Source organism: Sinorhizobium sp. (genome assembly GCF_059070375.1).
Map to the genome: position 1 here is coordinate 209,489 of NZ_JCACWC010000003.1, position 21,708 is coordinate 231,196.

The window sequence follows — 21,708 nt, forward strand, 5'->3', positions numbered from 1 at the left end:
CAGGCGCTCGCAGATTCCCGCACTTTTCAAATCCCCGCACGGGGCGGCGAGTTTCAATTGTGTTCCCCACCGGGTCTGGTAGAAATTGCGGCTGTAGGGAGAACTATCACCCGACTTGGTTAAGGACCCGTCAACGAGGGCGCCGCTCACAGCAATGACAAGCAAGAAAAAGCCAACGGTCTACATCACCCGCAAACTGCCGGATGTCGTCGAAACCAGGATGCGTGAGCTCTTCGACGCGGAGCTGAACATCGATGACACGCCGCGCAGCCAGCCGGAGCTGGTCGCCGCGGTCAAACGGGCCGACGTGCTCGTGCCGACGGTGACGGACCGGATCGATGCGGCTCTGATCGAGCAGGCCGGGCCGCAGTTGAAGCTCATTGCCGCCTTCTCGAACGGCGTCGACAACATCGATGTGGATGCGGCCGCGCGCAAGGGCATAACCGTCACCAACACGCCGAACGTCCTGACGGAGGACACGGCCGACATGACCATGGCGCTGATCCTCGCGGTGCCCCGCCGGCTCGCCGAAGGTGCACAGGTGCTGACCGACCGCAAGGGGGAGTGGGCAGGCTGGTCTCCCACCTGGATGCTGGGCCGGCGCATTGCCGGAAAACGCATCGGCATCGTCGGCATGGGGAGAATCGGCACCGCCGTCGCCCGCCGTGCCAAGGCCTTCGGGCTTTCGATCCACTATCACAATCGCCACCGTGTCAAACCGGAAACCGAGGAGATGCTGGAAGCGACCTATTGGGACAGCCTCGACCAGATGCTCGCCCGCGTCGACATCGTTTCCGTCAACTGCCCGTCGACCCCGGCGACCTACCATCTGCTCTCGGCCCGGCGGCTGGCCCTGATGCGGCCCGACAGCTACATCGTCAACACCGCGCGCGGCGGCATCATCGACGAGGCGGCGCTGATCAAGAGCCTCCGCGAGGGCAAGATCGCCGGCGCCGGGCTCGACGTGTTCGAGAACGAGCCGTCCGTCAATCCGAAGCTCATCAAGCTCGCCGGCGAGGGAAAGGTCGTTCTCCTGCCGCATATGAGCTCGGCGACGCTGGAAGGCCGTATCGACATGGGCGAGAAGGTGGTGATCAACATCCGCACCTTCTTCGACGGCCATCGCCCGCCGGACCGGGTCCTTCCGGGGCGGGATTGAAACACCACCACTTCGGCACAAGCCGCGGTGCTATCCGCCGAGGGGTCGCATCCTCTCTGCCCTCGTCCCTGTGCTCGTCACGGGGATGAGAGCAGCGCCGCGTCTGCGGGGCGGGAAGCGTTCTTTCAGCCCAAAGACTTGGTCTGGCTGGATTCCTGTGACGAGCACAGGAAGGAAATCAAACGAGCGCCCGCCGGGTATCCCAGATCCCAACAGGCCTTAATGCGCCTCGTCCCAGTTGTGTGCCGCGCGCGCATCGACCTTGAGGGGCACCCTCATGTCGAGCGCGGGCATAGCGGCGTTCTCCATCACCGAGATGATGACCGGAATGGTGCGCTCGATCTCGCCATCCTCCACCTCGAAGATCAGCTCGTCATGCACCTGAAGCAGCATTCGCGCGGAGAGCTTTGCCGCTTCGAGTGCCGGCTCCATCTTGACCATCGCGCGGCGGATGATGTCGGCGGCCGAGCCCTGGATCGGGGCATTGATCGAAGCGCGCTCGTTGAAGGCGCGCATCGATGGATTGGACGAGCGGATGTCCGGGTAGTGGGCCCGGCGTCCGAAGATCGTCTCGACATAGCCGTTCTCGCGGGCAAAGGCCTTGGTGTTCTCCATATAGTCGCGAATGCCGGGGAAGCGTTCGAAATAGCGTTTGATGTAGTCACCCGCCTCCGAACGCTCGATCGAAAGCTGGTTGGCTAGTCCGAAAGCGGAGATGCCGTAGATGATGCCGAAATTGATCGCCTTGGCGCGCCGGCGGATCTCGCTCGGCATGCCGTCCACCGGCACGCCGAACATTTCGGAAGCCGTCATCGCATGGATATCGACGCCATCGGCGAAAGCCTGGCGCAGCTGCGGGATGTCGGCCACATGGGCGAGCACTCTCAGCTCGATCTGGCTATAGTCGGCCGAGACCAGCTTGTGTCCCGGCGCCGCCACGAAGGCCGTGCGGATCTTGCGGCCTTCGCCGGTCCTGATCGGAATGTTCTGCAGGTTCGGATCGGAGGAGGAAAGCCGCCCGGTCGCCGTCGCAGCCATTGCAAAACAGGTGTGGACGCGCCTCGTCTCCGGATGCACGAAGCCGGGCAGGGCGTCGGTGTAGGTCGATTTCAACTTGGTCAGCTGCCGCCAGTCGACGATCTTGCGAGGCAGGTCGTGCCCGGCGGCCGCGAGGTCTTCGAGCACCTGCGCGGAGGTCGACCATTGCCCGGTCTTGGTCTTGGAGCCGCCTGGAAGGCCCATCTTGCCGAAGAGAATGTCGCCGAGCTGCTTCGGCGAGCCGATGGTGAATGTCTCGCCGGCGAGGCGATAGATCTCGTCTTCGAGCGCCGCCGCCCCTTGTGCCAGCTCGCCGGAAAGGCGTGACAGGATCTGCCGGTCGATGGTTATGCCGCGTTCCTCCATCCCGGCAAGGACAGAAATCAGCGGTCGCTCCAGTCGCTCGTAGACGCGCGTCAACCCCTTGGCGGCAAGCCGGGGCTTCAGCACATGCCAAAGCCTCAGCGCGATATCCGCATCCTCGGCCGCATAGGTCGTTGCCTTGTCGATGTCGACGAAGTCGAAGGTGAGCGAAGACCGGCCGGTGCCGGTGACGTCCTTATAGGCGATCGGCTTGTGGCCGAGCCACCGCTCGGCAAGCGAATCCATGCCGTGGGCGCCGTTGCCGGCGTCGAGCACATAGGACATCAGCATCGTGTCGTCGAAGCTTCGCATGGCGATGCCGTGCCGCTTCATCACGAGGTAGCCGTATTTCAGGTTCTGCCCGACCTTCAGGACGGACGGGTCCTCCAGCAGGTCCTTTATCCGGCTAAGGGCTTCGCGGACCGGTACCTGGCTGTCGACGGGTCCACCCCCCAGGAGGTCGCTGACGCCGCTTTTGTGGGCGAGCGGCACATAGGCCGCCCTGATCCTGGAGCCCGACGGGTCGTTTGCGTAATCGGCGACCGCAAGCGAAAAGCCGACGAGGTCGGCGCGCATGGCGTCGGGCGACGTCGCCTGAGTGTCGAAGCCGACGAGCCCCGCCTCGCGGGCGTCGGCGATCCAACGCTCGAGCGTATCGAGATCGCGGATGGTGAGATATCCGGAATGATCGAACGCGGCTTTGCCGAAATAGGCCGCACGCGCCTCGGCGAGGCCCGCGGGCGTCGCGCCGGTCGTATCGGCATCCTGGCCGGAGGAGAGGAACGAGACAGCCGCCCTGGCCGCATTTCCCCTGGGCGGCGTCGCGCTCGATGATTGCGGCGACGGCGGCGGGCCGCCGGCCTCGCCGACGTCCAGATCCGGTCCATGCGCCTGCGCGCCCCATTCGACCGGCACATGAGCCGGTTCGATCGCTTCCGCATCCGTATCGGTCGCCGCTGCGACGCGGCGCGTGAGCGTGGTGAATTCCATCGCCTTCAGGAATGCGATGAGCTTCGGGCCGTCCTGCGAATCGAGCCTGAAGTCCTCGGGCGGAACGTCGAGCGGCGTGTCCTTCTTCAACGTCACGAGCTCACGCGAAAGGCGCGCCAGATCGGCATTGGCGATGATGGACTCGCGCCGCTTCTGCTGTTTGATCTCGCCAGCCCGTTCGAGCAGCGTGTCCAGATCGCCATATTCTTCGAGGAGCTGGGCTGCCGTCTTCGGCCCGATCCCGGGGATGCCCGGCACGTTGTCGGTCGAATCGCCGGTCATGGCCTGGAGATCGATCATCTTTTCCGGGGGGACGCCCCACTTTTCGATCACGTCCGGAACGGTGATCTGCTTGTCCTTCATGCTGTCGTACATCGACACTTTCGGCGTGACGAGCTGCATGAGGTCCTTGTCGGAGGAAACGATGGTCACGTCGGCGCCCGCCTCCTCGGCAAGCCGCGCATAGGTCGCGATGAGGTCGTCGGCCTCGTAGCCCTCCTTCTCGATGCAGGGCAGGTTGAAAGCGCGGGTGGCGTGGCGGATAAGCCCGAACTGCGGGATCAGATCCTCCGGCGGCGCCGTGCGGTTGGCCTTGTACTGGTCGTAGAGCCCGTTGCGGAAGGTCTTCGAGGAATAGTCGAAGATCACGGCCAAATGCGTCGGCGTCACGCCCACGGAGGTGTCGCGCGCGTCGGTCAAAAGCTTCCAGAGCATGTTGCAGAATCCCGCAACCGCATTGACGGGAAGCCCGTCCGACTTGCGGTTGAGCGGCGGGATAGCGTGGAACGCCCGGAAGATGAAGCCCGAGCCGTCGACGAGGAAGAGATGATCACCGTTTTTCATGCGGCCATGGATAGCGCGAGGCAGGGGAAAGGTCCATTGCGCTTTTCCGGCGCTACCCCATTTAAGTGGAGCGACAAAGGTCTGCCGGAACCCTGATATTCGGGTGCCGAACACTCACGCAAACGTTACGCATTTGTAATGCGCGATTCAGTCTCCCTATCCTTGAAATGCCACATTTGACTCCACAAATCATGTCGAGCGGCAATCATTCAATGCCGTGAGTCTGGTGATTGGCCTGTCCCCCGCCCGCACCAGATGAGGACAAAGGCCTCATCCCCCTCTCCGGGCCTTTGTCCCGCTTTCAAAGAGCCGCCACGGCGCAGCCTCCGCGCCGTGGCGGTTTTTTGCTGCCTATGCCCGTCAGTCGAAAGCGTATCGCCACACAGTCTCAAATCCCCGTGAAGTCGGCGCGGTTCGGCTTCATTGCAGGCATTGTAACTTGTCTTCGCGCTCCTTCCCGCGTAGGCATAGACATGGCCTTCAATCGTATGGAATCTGCGACTTACCTGGCCAGCTTGTTGGCGAGGGGTTTCTCGCGCGCCCTGCAGGAGCGCGGTCAGAAACTCGGCTTTGCCCCCGGGCAATTCCCGGTCCTCCTGGAATTATGGTCCGAGGAAGGGCTGACTCAGAGGCAGCTCCTCGACCGGCTCGACATCGAGCAGGCAACCATGGCCAATACGCTCGCCCGAATGGAGCGCGACGGCCTCATCGTCCGCCGCAAGCATCCTAACGACAAGCGTTCGCAGCAGATATTCCTGACCGAACGTGCCCGCAAGATGGAGGCCGCTGCGAAGGAGGCTGCTGCTGCAGCGGAGCAGTCGCTGCTTTCCGGCTTTCGCCGCTTCGAGAAAGAACTGATGCTCGAATATATGCGCATGGCGCTCGCGAATACGGCGCGCCACGGCGACGCTTCCTGATTTCACCCCGACAATTTATCGTTGCATCAAAAGTTTTCGCTTAAAGCCGCCGGGTTTCGATTCTAGTTTCGCCGCGAAACCCAAAAAGGATTCGCATGATGGCAGATATCACCCCGGTTCTCGAGCGCGCCGACGCAAATCTCCCGAAAAGCCTCGAGCGGCTCTTCGACCTCGTCCGCATCAAGTCCATTTCCACCGATCCCGCCTTCAAGGAGGAGTGCCGCAAGGCTGCGGAGTGGCTGGTGGCGGAACTCGGAGCGATCGGCTTCGAAGCCTCGGTTCGCGACACGCCCGGCCATCCGATGGTCGTCGCCCATCACGCTGCCGAGAAAGCGGACGCTCCGCACCTGCTCTTCTACGGCCATTACGATGTGCAGCCGGTCGATCCCCTGAACCTCTGGGAGACCCCGCCCTTCGAGCCCTCCGTCAAGGAGGTCGAGCCCGGCCGCAAAATCATCACCGGCCGGGGTACGGCCGATGACAAGGGCCAGTTGATGACCTTCGTCGAGGCAGTGCGCGCCTATAAGGAAACCCGTGGCGGCTTGCCCTGCCGCATCACCATTCTCTTCGAGGGCGAAGAGGAATCCGGCTCTCCGTCGCTCAAACCCTTCCTCGAAGCCAATGCCGGTGAACTCAAGGCCGACTACGCTCTTGTCTGCGATACCAGCATGTGGGACCGGGACACGCCCGCGATTTCGGCCGGCTTGCGGGGCCTCGTCGGCGAGGAGGTCGTCGTCAAGGCGGCGGACCGCGACCTGCACTCCGGTTATTTCGGTGGCGCGGCGGCGAACCCGATCCATATCCTGGCCGAAATTCTCGCTGGCCTTCACGACGAGACCGGCCGCGTGACGCTCGACGATTTCTACGAAGGCGTCGAGGAGACGCCGGCCGAGATCAAGGCTGGCTGGGAAACGCTCGGACAGACCGCCGAGAAATTCCTCGGCGAGATCGGCCTCTCTATCCCCTCCGGCGAAAGGGGCCGCTCCGTGCTCGAACTCACCTGGGCGCGGCCGACGGCGGAGATCAACGGCATCACCGGGGGCTATACCGGCGAAGGATTCAAGACGGTGATCGCTGCAGAAGCCTCCGCCAAGGTTTCGTTCCGCCTGGTCGGCAAGCAGGACCCGGCAAAGATCCGGGAGAGCTTCCGCGCCTATGTGCGCTCGAAAATTCCGGCGGACTGCTCCGTCGAATTTCATGCGCACGGCGGTTCGCCGGCTATTCATCTGCCCTATGATTCGGCGCTGCTGAGCACGGCGAAGGCGGCACTTTCGGATGAATGGCCGAAGCCCGCCGTGGTCATCGGCATGGGCGGCTCCATACCGATCGTCGGCGATTTCCAGCGGATGCTCGGCATGGAATCGCTGCTGGTCGGGTTCGGTCTTTCCGACGACCGCATCCACTCGCCCAATGAGAAATACGAGCTCGCGTCCCTCCACAAGGGCATCCGCTCGTGGGTCCGCATTCTGGACGCACTCGGCACGCGGTAACGCCTTGCAGGCGGGGGGCTATGGTGAACACCGTTCGGCCATTGTCCACCGCCTTCGGCCATGAATGACAAATCGCACCCGCTTGACGGATATCAAGTCGACTTTGCTTGACCTGCCTGCCTTGGGATGCTTCCCTTTTTGAAAACAAATCAAAGTGGGAAATGGGCTGTTGGCAAGTGCAAGGATCGGGACGCCTCGTCCCGAGCATGTTTCTTTCGTTACGCAGAATGGGCATCGCCACCTCGGCAGAACCGCGAAGCGCTTGGCGTGCCTTCAACCGGCCGCTGCTGATGGGCACCCGCATCGCCGCGACGCTTCGCCCGTGAATCGATTTCCGCCGGAAAATCACGCAGAAGCCCCGGCATGAAACGGTTCAAGGCATATTTCTGGCCCGTTGTGGGGCTTGCCGCGATCTTGGTTTCGGTGCGCGCGCTCGTCGATGAACTGCGCGGCCTGTCTCTCAACGAGTTCCTGGCGAGTTTCCAGGCCATATCGCTCGAAAGCTGGCTGCTCGCCATCGGTTCGACCCTTGTCGCCTATGCGGCGCTTGCCGCCTATGACCGGCTGGCGCTCGATCATCTCGGCCACCGCATCTCGCTGTGGTTCATCACCCTCTGCTCGTTCACCACCTATGCGCTTTCGCACAATCTCGGCGCCTCGGTTTTTTCCGGCGCGGTGGTGCGCTATCGAGCGTATCGGTCGAAAGGCCTGACGCCCGGAGAGGTGGGCGTGCTCGTCGCCTTCTGCTCCTTCACCTTCACGCTCGGCACGCTGATGCTCTCGGCCATCGTGCTGCTCCTGAGGCCGAATATCATCGAGAGATTTTCGGAGTTCCTGCCCATCGAAATGTCGTTGACGACGGGCGGCCTCATTCTCGCGCTCATCGCGCTCTACGTCCTCGGCAGCCTGGTCGGGATGCGGCCGCTGCGCACGCGCTGGTTCCAGCTGCATTACCCGCGGCCCTCCATCGTGCTGAGGCAATTGATCATCGCCCCCGTCGAGCTTCTGGGCGCTGCCGGCATCATCTATTTCGCGCTGCCCGAAGCCGGCAATCCCGGCTATGTGGTCATTCTGGGCATCTTCCTCGCATCCTTCTCCGCCGCGCTGCTCTCCCATGCGCCGGGCGGCATCGGTGTGCTTGAATTCGTCTTCATCGCGGCGCTTCCGGAAATGGACCCGGCCGACGTTCTGGCTGCGCTTGCCATTTTTCGGCTGCTCTACCTCCTCGTCCCCTTCGTGCTGGCGCTCGTCGTCATTCTCGTCTTCGAGCATTCCCGCTTTCTGGCCGAGCGTGCCGCGAAGGAGCCGTAGAGTTTCGCTGGAGCACTTCCAGGAAAAGTGTGTAACGCTTTTCCGTCCGGAAGTGCGCCGCTTCAAAGTCTTAAAGTGTTTCCGCTTTTCTCAGAATCGCGGAAACTCTAAGCCCTTGTTTTTCCGCAATTCCGGACGGAAAACCGCTACGCACTTTTCCTGGAATTGCTCTAGGCCTCAGGGGGAGTTGCAGGTGGCGGGGATCGCCTCCTCGATGGGGCCTTCCGCTTCGTCGAGCCGGGCCGTCTCGATCTGATAGGGCGTGAAGGGCGGCACCTGGAGCGACGGATTGATGATCCTCGTCACGTAACAGCCGGAGAAGAAGCGGGTCTTTCCGCCTTCTTCGATGGATTTGATCGCAACCGGAACAGCCGAATAGATGCTGCCGGCAGCGCCCTCCGTGACGACCTTGCCGAACTTCGCTTCCACCGACACCGTCTTGGCGTAACCGTCGGCGAAGGCCTTGAACTCGCCGACGGGTTTCGACGCTCCGAAGTAGCCGTAGGCTCTGGCATATTCCTTCCGGTTGATCGCGTTGTAGAGCGAGCGGACGAGCGCCGCGCCGTCGGAGCGGTCGTCGACATAGGGAAATTCCTCCTGTGCCCTGGCCCCGATCCCCTGCGCGGCAAGGGCGGCAAGGGCGATCAGCACGGTGCAGCGAACCCTCATTCTCTCTCCTTTCGAACGGATGAGCCGGCCGGCCGAGAAGCCGGCGCGCTCGCGAGTGTCCGGTACGATCCCGACGATTTTGAGTCGAAGGAGAGGCTTACCGCGGCGGCAGACCGGCCTTTCGCCGGCCGACGACATGCTCGCGCCAGATGGTGAAGATGCCGGCGGCGACCACCAGCACCGAGCCGATGATCATGTTCGTCGTCAGCGTCTCTCCGAAGATGGTCACGCCCATGACGGAGGCGAAAACGAGCTGCAGGTAGGTAAGCGGCTGAACCGCGGCGGCATCGAGCATGTCGTAGGCGCGGATCAGAAAATAGTGGCTCGACGTGCCGGTGATGCAGAGCAGCACCATCCAGATCCAGTCCGCCCCGGAAAGCGTCGCCCAGAAGAAGGGCCCGACGAGACTGATCGCGAAGGCGCCGACGATGCCGGTATAAAAGAAGCTGGTCATCGCCGAATCGTCGCGACTGGCAAGCCTGGTGGTGATGACATAGAAGGCGAACATCACCGCTGCGGCCAGCGGCAGCAGAAAGTTCACGTCGAACGACCCGTCTTCCGGCCGCAGGATCAGAAGAACGCCGATAAGTCCGACGGCAATCGCCGACCAGCGCCGCCACCCGACCCGTTCGCCGAGCAGAGGCATCGACAGGAGCGCCACGAAGAGCGGAGTGGCCGCGAGGATCGCCTGCGAATGCGCCAGCCCGACGATGGTGAAGGACGTGATCACAACGACGATCTGCACGGGCAACAGGACGCCCCGCAGGAACTGAATGAGCGGCTTTCTCGTCACCGCGGTCGCGGCAAATCCGCCCGGCGCCCGCGCCGCGATCACCGCAGCGAAGCCGGCAAATGCCCAGTAGCGGATCATTGCCACGAAGACCGGCGGGTAGATGGCGCCCAGATGCTTGGAGATGCCGTCCTGGATCGAGAAGATGACGATCGCCAGAAGCGCGAAGACGTAACCGTTTGCCTTGGATCTCATGGGGTGGTGATACACGCGCTTTGCGGCCGCAGCCACGAGTTTTTCGCCCTGTGCATCTGGCCAGATCCGAAGCGCGTCGCGCGAATGCGATGCGTTTTCAGGTATCGCCAGATACAGAAAGACCCCGAGCCGGGAGGAGGTGGCTCGGGGTCTTAAACTTGATCGGTTCTGGGAGGAGGAGTGAACCGACCGAATGCCGGGCGCCGTGGGAGGAGGTACAGCGCTTCGACAAGGAGGAGAATAGATTATTTTCGTTGAGGTAATAGTGCGAATGTTGCATTGCAGCATTGCGCCGGATGCAAGGCGGCGTTCAGCCTTCCGAAGGTGAGGAACCAGGAGGCCGGGGGCCGATGCAAGGTTTTGAACAATCTGCCTTTTTCGCAAGAGAGCTCTTAACTCCCCCTTAAATTGCCGCATTTAAAGTACAACGCATCGGGACCAGCGGACGGGGTGGAGCCTACCGCACGACAACGGCACGGCCGGGATCGCCTGCGGGCGATGGGCACCGGTTTGGCCCCCAAAGGGGATATTTCCTTCCGGCATGGCGAGCGGCAAATCAGGACAGCGGATCGAGCCTTCCTTCGGCAGTAGCGACGACGGCGGCGACCTGCGCGTCGACGCGAGCGACCGCGTCTCGGGCGGCGGCAGCAAGCCGAAGCGCGCCAAGCCGCCCGAACGCGGTGCGAGGCGAGAAAAGCCTGGCAGGCGCGCCGGCGGGCGCGGCTCCGGAAGAAGCGGCTCCGGCGGCGGGTTCTTCGGCCTCGTCCGGCGGCTCGCCTATTGGTGCATCGTGCTCGGCATATGGGGCGCGATCGGCGTCGGCGGGCTCGTGCTCTATTACGGGGCGCGCATGCCGAGCGCCACGAGCTGGTCGATTCCCGAACGGCCGCCCAACGTCAAGATTCTCGCGGCGAATGGCGACATCATCGCCAACAGGGGCGCGACCGGCGGCGAGGCGGTCGCTCTCGAAGACATGTCGCCCTATATCCCGCAGGCCGTGATCGCCATCGAGGATCGCCGCTTTTATTCGCATTTCGGAGTCGATCCGCTGGGGCTGGCGCGCGCCATGCTCACGAACGTCATGAGCGGCCGCATGGTCCAGGGCGGCTCCACGCTCACCCAGCAGCTTGCCAAGAACCTGTTTCTCTCGCCGGAGCGGACGTTGGAGCGCAAGGTGCAGGAGGTGTTGCTCGCCTTTTGGCTGGAGCAGAAATACACCAAGGACCAGATCCTGGCGATGTATCTCAACCGCGTCTTCTTCGGGTCGAACGCCTATGGCGTCGAGGCGGCCTCCCGGCGTTACTTCAACAAGTCGGCGCGCGACGTCAATCTCGGCGAAGCGGCGCTGCTCGCAGGCCTTCTGAAAGCTCCCTCGCGGCTGTCGCCGGCCCGAGACCCCGAAGCGGCGGAGGAGCGCGCGCAGCTCGTGCTCGGCGCAATGCGCGAGGAAGGCTTCATCAGCGACTCCGAGATCAAGACGGCGATGTCGCAGGCGCCGACACGGGCAAAGAGCTTCTGGTCCGGCGCCGAGCACTATGTCGCCGACATGGTGATGGACCAGCTCCCCGGCATGATCGGCGAAGTCACGCAAGACCTCGTCATCGATACGACCATCGACCTTGCGCTCGAGAAGAAGGCGGAAGAGGTGCTCGCCGAGAGGCTCGAGGCCGAGGGCGGCAAGCTCAACGCCTCCCAGGCCGCGCTCGTCTCGATCGACGGCACAGGCGCCATCCGCGCGCTCGTCGGCGGCAGGGACTATGCCGAAAGCCAGTTCGACCGCGCCTCCAAGGCGAAGCGCCAGCCGGGCTCGGCCTTCAAGCCCTTCGTCTACGCGGCGGCGCTCGAGATCGGCCGCACGCCGATGTCCGTGCGCAACGACGCGCCGGTCCGGATCGGCAACTGGACACCTGAAAACTATGATCAGAAATACCGCGGCGAGGTGACGCTCGCCGATGCGCTCGCCAATTCGCTGAACACCATCGCCGCCCAGCTCGTCATGGAGGTGGGGCCGCAGAACGTGGTCAAGCTCGCGCACCGGCTGGGCATAGATTCCGAGATGCAGGCCAATGCATCGATCGCGCTCGGCACGTCGGAAGTGACGCTGGTGGAGCTGACGTCCTCCTATGCGCCTTTCATGAATGGCGGCTTCAAGGCGACGCCGCACGTCATCCGGCGCATCTCCGCCGCCGACGGCACCGTGCTTTACGAAAACACCTACGACAACCCGCCGCGGGTGCTCGATCCGGCGATCGTCAGCGAGATGAACCGGATGATGGTGCGCGTGCTGACGGATGGCACCGGCAAAAATGCGCGCCTGCCGGGCTGGGAGGCGGCCGGGAAGACCGGAACGACGCAGTCCTTCCGCGACGCCCTGTTCGTCGGCTACACCTCCAACCTCGCGACCGGCATCTGGTTTGGCAACGACGACGGAAAATTCATGAAGAAGGTCACCGGCGGCGGCCTTCCCGCCAGGGCCTGGCACGATTTCATGGTTGCGGCGCATGAGGGTCTTTCGCCGTCGCCGCTCTTCGGCACGACGGGCGTGCAGCCCGTCTTCGACGAGGGCGGCATCGCTGCTGCCGACGAAATGCCGGCCGAGGGTTTCGGCACGGGTAATCCCGACGTCTTTCCCGAGCGCCCGGCAGGCATGGACAGCGTCGAAAGCATGGACGGCATGGCCGCGGTCGATCAGGTCCGGCCTGCAGAACAGGCCGGAGGACCAGTCCCGCCGGCCGGCGTCGGAGAGACCACCGGTGGGACCCGCCGAACGACGCTGTTCGACCTGCTGACCGGCGGCTGAACCAGCGGCAGCGGGCCCCCGTCGGGTGTTTGTGGATGACGGCTTGCATTTGCCGTCGTTCCCCCCGCAGAATGCCTTGCAGTCCGAAACGCCGGTCCTTATATACGCCGCATCGATGCAGCCGCGGCTGCGATGAAAGACAAAGACCATCCCGTTAGGGGCTGTCCCACGAATGCCTGACCGGGTTCCGACAGTCCGCTGCAAGGAGAGAACGACATGGCTAAAGTTATTGGTATTGACCTGGGAACGACCAACTCCTGCGTCTCCGTCATGGACGGCAAGGACGCGAAGGTGATCGAGAATGCGGAGGGCGCGCGCACGACCCCCTCCATGGTGGCATTCACCGAAGACGGCGAACGTCTCGTCGGCCAGCCGGCCAAGCGCCAGGCGGTGACCAATCCCGAGAACACGCTTTTTGCGATCAAGCGCCTGATCGGCCGCACCTTCGAGGATCCCACGACCCAGAAGGATAAGGGGATGGTCCCCTACAAGATCGTCAAGGCAGACAATGGCGACGCCTGGGTCGAAGCCCACGGCACCAGCTACTCTCCGTCGCAGATCTCCGCGATGATCCTTCAGAAGATGAAGGAAACGGCCGAGTCCTATCTCGGTGAAAAGGTCGAAAAGGCCGTCATCACCGTTCCGGCCTACTTCAACGACGCTCAGCGCCAGGCCACGAAGGATGCCGGCAAGATCGCCGGTCTCGACGTGCTGCGCATCATCAACGAGCCGACCGCAGCGGCCCTTGCCTACGGCCTCGACAAGAAGGAAGGCAAGACGATCGCCGTCTACGATCTTGGCGGCGGCACGTTCGACATCTCGGTCCTGGAAATCGGCGACGGCGTCTTCGAAGTGAAGTCGACCAACGGCGACACCTTCCTTGGCGGTGAAGACTTCGACATGCGCCTCGTCGAATATCTTGCCTCCGAGTTCAAGAAGGAGCAGGGCATCGACCTCAAGAACGACAAGCTCGCGCTGCAGCGCCTGAAGGAAGCTGCCGAAAAGGCGAAGATCGAACTCTCGTCCTCGCAGCAGACCGAAATCAACCTGCCGTTCATCACGGCGGACGCTTCCGGTCCGAAGCACCTGACGATGAAGCTGTCCCGCGCCAAATTCGAGAGCCTGGTCGAAGACCTGATCCAGAAGACCATCGCGCCCTGCAAGGCCGCGCTCAAGGATGCCGGCGTTTCGGCTGCCGAGATCGACGAAGTCGTTCTCGTCGGCGGCATGACCCGCATGCCGAAGGTTCAGGAAACGGTGAAGCAGCTTTTCGGCAAGGAGCCGCACAAGGGTGTCAACCCGGATGAAGTGGTTGCCATGGGCGCCGCGATCCAGGCGGGCGTTCTGCAGGGCGACGTCAAGGACGTGCTGCTGCTGGACGTCACCCCGCTCTCGCTCGGTATCGAAACGCTCGGCGGCGTCTTCACCCGCCTGATCGAGCGCAACACGACGATCCCGACGAAGAAGAGCCAGGTCTTCTCGACGGCCGACGACAACCAGTCCGCCGTGACGATCCGCGTCTCGCAGGGCGAGCGTGAAATGGCGGCCGACAACAAGCTGCTCGGCCAGTTCGATCTCGTCGGCATTCCGCCGGCACCGCGCGGCGTGCCGCAAATCGAGGTCACGTTCGACATCGATGCGAACGGTATCGTCCAGGTGTCCGCCAAGGACAAGGGCACGGGCAAGGAGCACCAGATCCGCATCCAGGCCTCGGGTGGCCTTTCCGACGCCGAGATCGAGAAGATGGTCAAGGATGCCGAAGCCAATGCGGAGGCCGACAAGAAGCGCCGCGAAGGCGTAGAGGCCAAGAACCAGGCCGAAAGCCTGATCCATTCTTCGGAGAAGTCGCTCCAGGAGCATGGCGACAAGGTTTCCGAGACGGACCGCAAGGCGATCGAGGATGCGATCGCAGCGCTCAAGAGCTCCGTCGAAGCTTCCGAGCCGGACGCCGAGGACATCAAGGCCAAGACCAATACCCTCATGGAAGTCTCCATGAAGCTCGGTCAGGCGATCTATGAGGCTCAGCAGACGGACGCCGCCCATGCGGATGCCGCCGCCGACGCCAAGCGCTCCGGCGATGACGTGGTCGACGCCGACTACGAGGAAGTCAAGGACGAAGACGACCGTAAGCGGTCGGCCTGACGGCTTCGCCTTTCGATGAACGGGCCCGGGAGCAATCCCGGGCTTTTTCATAGATGGTTCATGGGCTGCAGCCCGAGGCGTGGAAGCGAACCGACCCTGCGCAGGAAAGTGGCTGCGAAACCGCCGTTTTCCGACAAAAAACGGCTTCCGCCCCGACTTGGCTATGGTATCGCGCTTAAAGGTTTACTAAATCCTGTGGCAAGATAATCAGGCAGCCGTCGGATCCTTCGCGCTGGCAAGCCCTGTCGCTGATAACAGGACGATCTTTGAAGCATGAAACGTGATCTTTACGAAACGCTTGGCGTTCAAAAAAACGCGGACGAAAAGGAGCTGAAGAGCGCCTTTCGCAAACTCGCGATGAAATATCACCCGGACAGGAATCCCGGCGACCAGGAATCGGAAAAGTCCTTCAAGGAAATCAACGAAGCCTATGAGACGCTGAAGGACCCGCAGAAACGCGCAGCCTATGACCGTTACGGCCATGCAGCCTTCGAGCAGGGCGGCATGGGTGGAGGCTTCGGCAACGGCTTCGCCGGCGGCGGAGCGCACGGCTTTTCCGATATTTTCGAGGACATCTTCGGCGAGATGATGGGTGGCCGTCAGCGCCGCTCGTCCGGCGGACGCGAGCGCGGCGCGGACCTGCGCTACAACATGGAGATTTCGCTCGAGGAGGCCTATTCCGGCAAGACGGCGCAGATCCGTGTGCCGACCTCGATCACCTGCGACGTCTGCACCGGCACGGGCGCCAAGCCCGGTACCAGCCCGAAGACCTGCGGCACCTGTCAGGGCACCGGCCGTGTCCGCGCGGCCCAGGGCTTCTTCTCGATCGAGCGGACGTGCCCGACCTGCGGCGGGCGTGGCCAGACGATCGCCGACCCCTGCACCAAATGCCACGGCCAGGGCCGCGTCGTGGAGGAGCGGACGCTCTCGGTCAACATTCCGGCCGGTATCGAGGACGGCACGCGCATCCGGCTTTCCGGCGAGGGTGAGGCCGGCCTTCGCGGCGGCCCGGCGGGCGACCTCTACATCTTCCTCTCGGTCAAGCCGCATGAGTTCTATCAGCGCGACGGCGCGGATCTCTATTGCGCCGTGCCGATCTCGATGACGACGGCGGCGCTCGGCGGCAAGTTCGACGTTACCACGCTCGACGGTACCAAATCGCGCGTCACCGTGCCGGAAGGCACGCAGGCCGGCAAGCAGTTCCGCCTCAAGGGTAAGGGCATGCCGGTGCTGCGCTCCAGCCAGACGGGCGATCTCTATATCCAGATTCAAATCGAGACGCCGCAGAAGCTCACCAAGCGCCAACGCGAGTTGCTGCAGGAATTCGAGCAGATCTCCTCCAAGGAGAACAATCCCGAATCGACGGGCTTCTTCTCCCGGATGAAGGATTTCTTCGATACGTTGAGCGATTGAGGTAACGTCTCGGATGTTGCGCCTTCCCCTGTGCGGCCGCTTGGGGAAGGGGCCCGGGATTGCGCGGCTTGTCCCTTCTCCGGTGAAACCGGGAGAAGGCGGCGGCGGTTCCCCTGCATGGCGCCATCCGCCTATATTGCAGCTGAAATCAATTGCCACAGGCCGGCGGCGATGAGCAGCGTGCCCGCAATACGGGAGAGGAGGCGGCCCGGGAAGAACACCTTCTCCGCCAGCACGAAGATGGCGATTGCCGCAATCCAGAGCACATTCATGATGCCGCCGACGAAAAGAAGCGTCATCAGCGCCCAGCAGCAGCCGATGCAATAGAGCCCGTGGCGCAAGCCCAGTCCGACGGCTCCCGCCGGGTCGCGGCGAAAGCCGCCGTGGCGCTGCAGGAAGACGATCGGCGTCTGACACTGGCTGAGGCAGGCATCCTTGAGCGGCGTCCATTGGTAAAGACCCGCGACGATCAACACGACACCGCTGAAGATGCGACTGGCGCTTGCCAGCGCCGGCGACAGCAGGGTTCCCTCCATGAGCCATTGCCCAAGCGTCGCGGCAAGCGCAAATCCCACCCAGGCAAGGAGATAGCCGCCGGCGAAAAAACCGGTCGCCGCGAAGGGCTTGCCCTCCTTCCGGCTTTGCCGGCCGACCCGGGCATAGAGCAGGACCATCGGCGTTGCCGAAGGCAGCATCATGCCGACCATCATCACGATCCACATGGTCAGGGTGACGCCGGCTTCTACGGGACTCCAGGGACGCGGTGAAATGCCGAGGACGGTGCCGAGCGACAGGGCGGCGCCGGCTTCCATCTCCATGCCGTCCATCTCCATGGCAGGGTCCATCCGCATGTCCGCTCCCATGCCGGGACCGGACATGCTCATGCCGTCGCCGCTCATGGCTGCTGCCAGCCAAAGAGTGTATGTCCAGGCGATCACCGTCAATGCGGCGAGCGACGCTGCCACGATGACGCGATCCCGTCTGAGCAGGCTTTCAAGCGCGGTGTCGGCCGGCATGACGTCAGTGAACCACGCCGCTTCCGGTCATGTGCAGATTGGCGAAGTGGGCGTGCGAATCCGCGAGCGAAACTGCCAGCGGCCCGCTCGTCTCGGCCCAGCCGCGCCCCACCTCGCAGCGGTCGTATTCGAAGCCGTGCGGAAGGTTGATGCGGGCGTGGTGCTCCTCACCGGTCACCGGATTGACGATGGGCTCGCCGCGAGCCTCCATCCATCCCGGAATGTTGACGCGCGCCGAGCGCCTTTCGACGTCGATCTCGAAATCGATCGGCGCGAAAACCGGGTCGTGGAAGGTCTCGAAAGTCGTCGCGAACACCTGGAAGAAGGTCGCGCCGGGCTCGGTGTCCTGGCCGCTCATGATCCGTAGCAGCGCCTCCCGCTGCTCGTCGGAGGCACGCTCGTCGATGATCGGAACCACCGCGCCCCTGCCCTCATGAATGGCGCCGGGCCAGGATACGATCATGCCGCATCTCAAGCCGTCCAGCCGGGTGTCGCCATGGTGTCCCTCGTCGATATCGACGACCCCGATCGCGCGGCAATGCCCCTCGGTAGGCAGTGCGTTGAACTGGCACGGGCAGCCATAGGCGCAGTTGCAATGGATGAATTCGCGGCCCTTGATCGTCCACTCGACGTCCGTCATCGTTTCCTCCCCAGATACGATGGAAGTTTCACTCTCCTCCGAATGCAATTCTATTAGATAGCGGGAATATACTCCCCGCCGACGGCAATGCCAACGGGGTGCCTGGCGAAAGCGTCAGGCGATGAGGTCCACGGCGAAATAGCAGAGCGCCGAGATCAACGCTGCCGCCGGCATGGTGATCACCCACGCGACGACGATGTTGCCGGCGAGCCCCCACCGCACCGCCGACACCCGCCTCGCCGCGCCGACGCCGATGATCGCGCCGGTGATCGTGTGGGTGGTCGAAACCGGAATGCCGAGCCAGGTCGCCGCGAACAGCGTGATGGCGCCGCCCGTCTCGGCGCAGAAGCCCTGCATCGGGTTGAGCTTGGTGATCTTCGAGCCCATCGTGTGGACGATCCTCCAGCCGCCGAAGAGCGTGCCGAGCGCGATCGCCGCCTGGCATGTGATGACCACCCAGAAGGGCACGTAGAATTCCGAGCCGAGATAGCCCTGCGAGAAGAGGAGCACGGCAATGATGCCCATGGTCTTCTGCGCATCGTTGCCGCCATGGCCGAGCGAATAGAGGGAAGCCGAAACGAATTGCAGCACCCGGAAGGTGCTGTCGACCGCGAAGGGTGTCTGGCGAACGAACACCCAGGAGACGATCAGGATCAACAGCAGTGCCAGAACGAAGCCGATGCCCGGCGACATGACGATGGCGCCGGCGGTCTTCAGCAGTCCTTGCCAGACGATCGAGCTGAAACCGGTCTTGGCCAGCCCGGCACCGACGAGGCCGCCGATGAGCGCGTGCGAGGAACTCGACGGGATGCCGAAGACCCAGGTGACGATGTTCCAGGTGATTGCGCCCATCAGCGCCGCGAAGATCACCTGCGGCGTGACGATACCCGGATCGATGATGCCCGTTCCGAGCGTTTCGGCGACGTGCAGTCCGAAGAAGAGGAAAGCGATGAAGTTGAAGAACGCTGCCCAGAAAACCGCATATTGCGGCCGGAGCACGCGGGTCGAAACGATGGTCGCGATCGAATTGGCCGCATCGTGCAGCCCGTTGAGGAAGTCGAAGAAAAGCGCGACGGCAATGAGCCCCACGAGCAGCGGGAAGGCGAGCGTCGCATCCATCAGACGTTCTCGATCACGATGCCGCTGATTTCGTTTGCCACGTCCTCGAAGCGGTCGACGACCTTTTCCAGTTCGCCGTAGATCTCGCTGCCGATGATATAGGCCATGGGGTTGGAAGCGCCGTGGCGCTGGAAGAGATCCTTCAGGCCCTGCTCGTGGAGCTGGTCGGACCTATCCTCGACATGCGTCACCTCCTCGGCGATGGCGCCGAGGCGATGGGCATTGGCGCCGATGCGACTGAGGAGCGGAATGGCCTCGGCGACCAGATGGGCGGCCTCGACGACCGCCGCGCCCATGGCCTGCATGCCGGGGTCGAAGCTCTTCTGTTCATAGAGCCGGATCGTTTTCACCGTCTTGTGCATCATGTCGATCGCATCGTCCATCGACTGGATGAGATCCTTGATGTCGCCGCGGTCGAAGGGGGTGATGAAGCTGCGGCGGACGGCCAGCAGAACCTCGCGGGTGATCTCGTCGGCCTCGTTTTCGAGCGCGACGATGCGGTCGCAATGGCTTTCGATGTCGGGGCCGCCGGCAAGCAGCGCGTTCAGCGCCTCCGCCGCACCCATGACGGTGCGCGAATGGTCGGCGAAGAGGTCGAAGAAACGGTCTTCCCGGGGGAGGAGCTTGCGAAACAGGCCGAGCATCAGCGATCCATCCAACTGTCGATTGTCACGCAGTTGTCATATTGTACTTGCGCGCTCGGGGAAAGTTCCGATGCGGCCGAAAAAAAGGGCTTTCCCACAGGCGATTGGGCGGAAATGCGCAGCCCGGACACGGAATCGCCGCGGGCCGGAGAGAGGCAGACGGAACACCCCTTTCCGCCTTGCCTTGGCCCGGCTTTCATCCTACCTGACAGCAACGTCGAATTCGGACCCGCAATGCCCCACAAGGTCTTTCTCACACGTCTGAAACTGAGCGACTTCCGCAACTATGCAACGCTGGCGCTCGACCTCGACCAGCGCCATGTGGTGCTGACCGGCGAGAACGGCGCGGGGAAAACCAATCTGATGGAGGCGGTCTCCCTTCTTTCGCCCGGGCGCGGCTTGAGGCGCGCTGCCTATGCCGATATCTCCCGCGTCGGCGCCGCCGATGGTTTCTCGATCTTCGCCGCCATCGACGGCATGGAAGGGTCGGTGGAGATCGGCACGGGGACTCAAGGGGCCGAGGAGGGGCAATCACGGCGCCTCAGACTCAACGGCACTGCGGCCCGCACGGTCGACGAACTCACCGATCACCTCCGGGTGCTCTGGCTCACGCCGGCGATGGATGGCCTCTTCACCGGCCCTTCCGCCGACCGCAGGCGTTTTCTCGACCGGCTGGTACTGTCGCTCGATCCCGGGCACGGCCGGCGCGCCAGCGAGTTCGAGCGCGCCATGCGCAGCCGCAACCGGCTACTCTCGGAATTCCGACCCGATCCCGCCTGGCTGTCGGCCATCGAGCGCGAAATGGCCGGGCTCGGCATCTCCATGGCGCTCGCCCGTCAGGAGATGCTCGGCCTGCTCTCGGCCCTCGTCGAGCGAAGCCGGAGCGATGGGACCTTTCCGTCCGCAAGCCTGTCGCTCGCCGGCTTTCTCGACGACTGTGCAGGTATTCCCGCCTTTGAACTCGAAGAGCGTTATCTGGCAATGCTCGCCGAAGGCCGTTCCCGCGATGCGGCCGCCGGCCGCACGCTCGACGGGCCGCACCGCACCGATCTCCTGATCCGCCACCGGGAAAAGGACATGGAGGCCGAGCGTTGTTCGACCGGCGAGCAGAAGGCGCTGCTCGTCGGTCTGGTTCTCGCGCATGCACGGCTCGTCGGGGATATGACCGGCCACGCCCCGGTGTTGCTGCTCGACGAAATCGCCGCCCATCTCGACCGGGGACGCCGTGCCGCCCTCTTCGATCTGGTCGATGGGCTCGGCGGCCAGGCCTTCATGACGGGCACCGACCGGGCGATGTTCGACGCCCTTGGCGAGCGGGCTCAATATCTGGCCGTTGCAAACGGCCGCGTTTCCGGGTGACATAGAGCGCCGTCCGCGGAAATTAAATGGAGACGCATATGACGACCGATGCGACGCTCGCTCCTTCGGAGATTGCGCGCTACGCACGCCACATCGTGCTGCCGGAGATCGGCGGCCCGGGGCAGCAGAAACTCAAGGCCGCGCGCGTGCTCGTCATCGGCGCGGGCGGGCTCGGCGCGCCGGCTCTGCAATATCTCGCGGCCGCCGGTGTCGGCACGCTCGGGGTCGTCGACGATGACGTGGTCTCGTTGTCGAACCTGCAGCGTCAGGTGATCCACGCCACCGCCGATATCGGGCGGCCGAAGGTCGAGAGCGCCGCCGCGGCGATCGACGCCCTCAATCCGCATGTGAAGGTCATGACGCACGCGCTCAGGCTGGACGCCGAAAATGCAGATGCGCTCATGCGCCAATACGATCTCGTCGTCGACGGGTCGGATAATTTCGATACGCGTTATCTCGCCGCCGATACGGCCGCGGCGGCAGGCGTGGCGCTCGTCACCGGTGCCGTCGGACGCTTCGATGGCTCGGTCACCGTGCTGAAGCCCTACGAGACCGATGCCGAGGGGCACCCGAACCCCTCCTACCGCGATCTCTTCCCGGAGCCGCCGCCGCCGGGCACCGTGCCAAGCTGCGCCGAAGCGGGCGTCCTGGGCGCGCTCACCGGCGTCATAGGCACGCTGCAGGCGATGGAAGCGATCAAGCTCGTCACCGGCATCGGCGAGCCGCTGGTCGGCCGTCTGCTGCTCTACGATGCGCTCGCCGCCCGGTTCGACACGATCCGCTATCGACGCGGCACGCGCTGAGGACGCC

Annotated in this window: 16 protein-coding genes; 9 read left to right on the plus strand and 7 right to left on the minus strand. The window is 63.6% G+C overall.

What is annotated here, in order from left to right:
• Nucleotides 1–154: 154 nt before the first annotated feature.
• On the plus strand, nt 155–1,159 hold the full coding sequence (locus AC5J09_RS13010) for a 2-hydroxyacid dehydrogenase (protein ID WP_003531928.1): 1,005 nt from the start codon (nt 155–157) through the stop codon (nt 1,157–1,159).
• A 219-nt stretch (nt 1,160–1,378) separates the two neighbouring features.
• Here the strand turns inward: AC5J09_RS13010 and polA are convergent, their stop codons facing one another.
• A complete protein-coding gene (polA, locus tag AC5J09_RS13015; RefSeq protein WP_100669897.1) occupies nt 1,379–4,393 on the minus strand; it encodes a DNA polymerase I in 3,015 nt (1,004 codons plus the stop codon).
• Between the two features lie 473 nt (nt 4,394–4,866).
• Between polA and AC5J09_RS13020 the strand changes: the two genes are divergently transcribed.
• The 3 genes from AC5J09_RS13020 to AC5J09_RS13030 all read left to right on the plus strand — a co-directional run bounded on the left by AC5J09_RS13020 (nt 4,867) and on the right by AC5J09_RS13030 (nt 8,111).
• A complete protein-coding gene (locus AC5J09_RS13020; RefSeq protein WP_018093804.1) occupies nt 4,867–5,310 on the plus strand; it encodes a MarR family winged helix-turn-helix transcriptional regulator in 444 nt (147 codons plus the stop codon).
• 95 nt (nt 5,311–5,405) lie between these two features.
• Nucleotides 5,406–6,800, plus strand: a complete 1,395-nt coding sequence (locus AC5J09_RS13025; RefSeq protein ID WP_494297764.1) for a M20/M25/M40 family metallo-hydrolase — start codon at nt 5,406–5,408, stop codon at nt 6,798–6,800.
• A 363-nt stretch (nt 6,801–7,163) separates the two neighbouring features.
• Nucleotides 7,164–8,111 (plus strand): lysylphosphatidylglycerol synthase transmembrane domain-containing protein, encoded by a 948-nt coding sequence (locus AC5J09_RS13030; protein WP_100669895.1) that lies wholly within the window; start codon nt 7,164–7,166, stop codon nt 8,109–8,111.
• A gap of 177 nt (nt 8,112–8,288) precedes the next feature.
• Here the strand turns inward: AC5J09_RS13030 and AC5J09_RS13035 are convergent, their stop codons facing one another.
• Nucleotides 8,289–8,780, minus strand: coding sequence for a hypothetical protein (locus tag AC5J09_RS13035; RefSeq protein ID WP_494297765.1), 492 nt, complete (start codon nt 8,778–8,780; stop codon nt 8,289–8,291).
• A 97-nt stretch (nt 8,781–8,877) separates the two neighbouring features.
• Complete coding sequence (locus AC5J09_RS13040; protein WP_440852654.1) at nt 8,878–9,801, minus strand: DMT family transporter; 924 nt, start codon at nt 9,799–9,801, stop codon at nt 8,878–8,880.
• Between the two features lie 505 nt (nt 9,802–10,306).
• On the opposite strand from AC5J09_RS13040, the gene AC5J09_RS13045 reads away from it, so the two are divergent.
• The 3 genes from AC5J09_RS13045 to dnaJ all read left to right on the plus strand — a co-directional run bounded on the left by AC5J09_RS13045 (nt 10,307) and on the right by dnaJ (nt 16,120).
• Nucleotides 10,307–12,565, plus strand: coding sequence for a transglycosylase domain-containing protein (locus AC5J09_RS13045; RefSeq protein ID WP_494297766.1), 2,259 nt, complete (start codon nt 10,307–10,309; stop codon nt 12,563–12,565).
• A 216-nt stretch (nt 12,566–12,781) separates the two neighbouring features.
• On the plus strand, nt 12,782–14,707 hold the full coding sequence (gene dnaK, locus AC5J09_RS13050) for a molecular chaperone DnaK (protein WP_018093811.1): 1,926 nt from the start codon (nt 12,782–12,784) through the stop codon (nt 14,705–14,707).
• A 273-nt stretch (nt 14,708–14,980) separates the two neighbouring features.
• A complete protein-coding gene (gene dnaJ / locus AC5J09_RS13055; protein WP_018093812.1) occupies nt 14,981–16,120 on the plus strand; it encodes a molecular chaperone DnaJ in 1,140 nt (379 codons plus the stop codon).
• Between the two features lie 131 nt (nt 16,121–16,251).
• Here the strand turns inward: dnaJ and AC5J09_RS13060 are convergent, their stop codons facing one another.
• The 4 genes from AC5J09_RS13060 to AC5J09_RS13075 form a co-directional block, all read right to left on the minus strand.
• Complete coding sequence (locus AC5J09_RS13060) at nt 16,252–17,136, minus strand: DUF2182 domain-containing protein (protein WP_494297767.1); 885 nt, start codon at nt 17,134–17,136, stop codon at nt 16,252–16,254.
• 4 nt (nt 17,137–17,140) lie between these two features.
• Entirely contained in the window at nt 17,141–17,776 is a 636-nt protein-coding gene (locus AC5J09_RS13065; protein WP_494297768.1) for a DUF1326 domain-containing protein, read from the minus strand.
• Between the two features lie 114 nt (nt 17,777–17,890).
• Entirely contained in the window at nt 17,891–18,895 is a 1,005-nt protein-coding gene (locus AC5J09_RS13070) for an inorganic phosphate transporter (protein ID WP_018093815.1), read from the minus strand.
• On the minus strand, nt 18,895–19,539 hold the full coding sequence (locus AC5J09_RS13075; RefSeq protein ID WP_018093816.1) for a DUF47 domain-containing protein: 645 nt from the start codon (nt 19,537–19,539) through the stop codon (nt 18,895–18,897). Before AC5J09_RS13075 ends, AC5J09_RS13070 begins: the two co-directional genes overlap by 1 nt.
• A gap of 234 nt (nt 19,540–19,773) precedes the next feature.
• Between AC5J09_RS13075 and recF the strand changes: the two genes are divergently transcribed.
• Together recF and AC5J09_RS13085 are read left to right on the plus strand one after the other, a co-directional pair.
• Nucleotides 19,774–20,898 (plus strand): DNA replication/repair protein RecF, encoded by a 1,125-nt coding sequence (recF, locus tag AC5J09_RS13080; protein WP_494297769.1) that lies wholly within the window; start codon nt 19,774–19,776, stop codon nt 20,896–20,898.
• A gap of 26 nt (nt 20,899–20,924) precedes the next feature.
• Entirely contained in the window at nt 20,925–21,701 is a 777-nt protein-coding gene (locus AC5J09_RS13085; protein ID WP_324762676.1) for a molybdopterin-synthase adenylyltransferase MoeB, read from the plus strand.
• Nucleotides 21,702–21,708: the final 7 nt, after the last annotated feature.

Bases quoted from the DNA above. Each gene is read 5' to 3' on its own strand.
- dnaK (WP_018093811.1), top strand. From the start codon at position 12,782: ATGGCTAAAGTTATTGGTATTGACCTGGGAACGACCAACTCCTGCGTC.
- AC5J09_RS13035 (WP_494297765.1), bottom strand. From the start codon at position 8,780: ATGAGGGTTCGCTGCACCGTGCTGATCGCCCTTGCCGCCCTTGCCGCG.
- AC5J09_RS13075 (WP_018093816.1), bottom strand. From the start codon at position 19,539: ATGCTCGGCCTGTTTCGCAAGCTCCTCCCCCGGGAAGACCGTTTCTTC.
- polA (WP_100669897.1), bottom strand. From the start codon at position 4,393: ATGAAAAACGGTGATCATCTCTTCCTCGTCGACGGCTCGGGCTTCATC.
- AC5J09_RS13030 (WP_100669895.1), top strand. From the start codon at position 7,164: ATGAAACGGTTCAAGGCATATTTCTGGCCCGTTGTGGGGCTTGCCGCG.
- AC5J09_RS13010 (WP_003531928.1), top strand. From the start codon at position 155: ATGACAAGCAAGAAAAAGCCAACGGTCTACATCACCCGCAAACTGCCG.
- AC5J09_RS13070 (WP_018093815.1), bottom strand. From the start codon at position 18,895: ATGGATGCGACGCTCGCCTTCCCGCTGCTCGTGGGGCTCATTGCCGTC.
- AC5J09_RS13065 (WP_494297768.1), bottom strand. From the start codon at position 17,776: ATGACGGACGTCGAGTGGACGATCAAGGGCCGCGAATTCATCCATTGC.
- AC5J09_RS13025 (WP_494297764.1), top strand. From the start codon at position 5,406: ATGATGGCAGATATCACCCCGGTTCTCGAGCGCGCCGACGCAAATCTC.
- AC5J09_RS13060 (WP_494297767.1), bottom strand. From the start codon at position 17,136: ATGCCGGCCGACACCGCGCTTGAAAGCCTGCTCAGACGGGATCGCGTC.
- dnaJ (WP_018093812.1), top strand. From the start codon at position 14,981: ATGAAACGTGATCTTTACGAAACGCTTGGCGTTCAAAAAAACGCGGAC.
- recF (WP_494297769.1), top strand. From the start codon at position 19,774: ATGCCCCACAAGGTCTTTCTCACACGTCTGAAACTGAGCGACTTCCGC.
- AC5J09_RS13020 (WP_018093804.1), top strand. From the start codon at position 4,867: ATGGCCTTCAATCGTATGGAATCTGCGACTTACCTGGCCAGCTTGTTG.
- AC5J09_RS13045 (WP_494297766.1), top strand. From the start codon at position 10,307: ATGGCGAGCGGCAAATCAGGACAGCGGATCGAGCCTTCCTTCGGCAGT.
- AC5J09_RS13085 (WP_324762676.1), top strand. From the start codon at position 20,925: ATGGAGACGCATATGACGACCGATGCGACGCTCGCTCCTTCGGAGATT.